Here is a 676-nt window from a genome sequence, read left to right on the forward strand (position 1 = left end):
ACTTAGAGTGTGTGTCCCTTTTAAATCGAAAGACATATAGACGCCTAGATCTCTATAGCCTCCATTAATGCGACTGGGTCAGTAGGTTTGTTAAAAGCGGAGTTAAATTGATGTTATTGCTCTGCTAACAGTATCTTTCTTAGCAAATTTGCCAACTGATCTTGTTCTTGGTTACTGAGTACGTTCAGCATGTTATCCATATTAGCAACATGCGCATTCAATGCTGTGTCCACCAACTCAATCCCCTTTTGAGTCAGGGTAACTTTACAGCTGCGTCTGTCTTCTTTACTGGCAATACGTTGGACCAAACCACGTTTTACCAACTGTTCAATACGCGTACTGACCGCACCAGAAGAAAGCATCAGAGTTTGATATAACTCAGTAGGAGTGACCACAGTATCACTGCGGCGCATAGTAGCTAAAATATCAAACTCAATACTACTCAGCCCGTGTTCTTGAAAAACTGGGTCCAAATTCTTCTTCCATATACCACTGGTTCGACGCAATCGCCCGACAACCCCCATTGCTGAGCAATCCAGATCCGGCCTGACAGCAAGCCATTGAGCAAGAATCTTATCGACTTTGTCTGATGTCATTTTTATCTCTCAAGTAAATATCTTTTCAAAAATATACTTGATTAAAGGCCAGGCTTCCATTACTTTAGTGAAAGTATCTT

1 protein-coding gene is annotated in these 676 nt (G+C 41.4%); it reads right to left on the bottom strand.

The window, feature by feature from the left end; all coding sequences use genetic code 11:
* Nucleotides 1–113: 113 nt before the first annotated feature.
* Complete coding sequence (locus ACP45E_RS15240; protein WP_017038120.1) at nucleotides 114–596, bottom strand: MarR family winged helix-turn-helix transcriptional regulator; 483 nt, start codon at nucleotides 594–596, stop codon at nucleotides 114–116.
* Between the last annotated feature and the right edge of the window lie 80 nt (nucleotides 597–676).

Source organism: Vibrio genomosp. F10 str. 9ZD137 (assembly GCF_049974785.1).
Classification (GTDB): domain Bacteria; phylum Pseudomonadota; class Gammaproteobacteria; order Enterobacterales; family Vibrionaceae; genus Vibrio.

Excerpts from the sequence above, each read along its gene's own strand:
- ACP45E_RS15240 (WP_017038120.1), bottom strand. The coding sequence starts at position 596 with ATGACATCAGACAAAGTCGATAAGATTCTTGCTCAATGGCTTGCTGTC.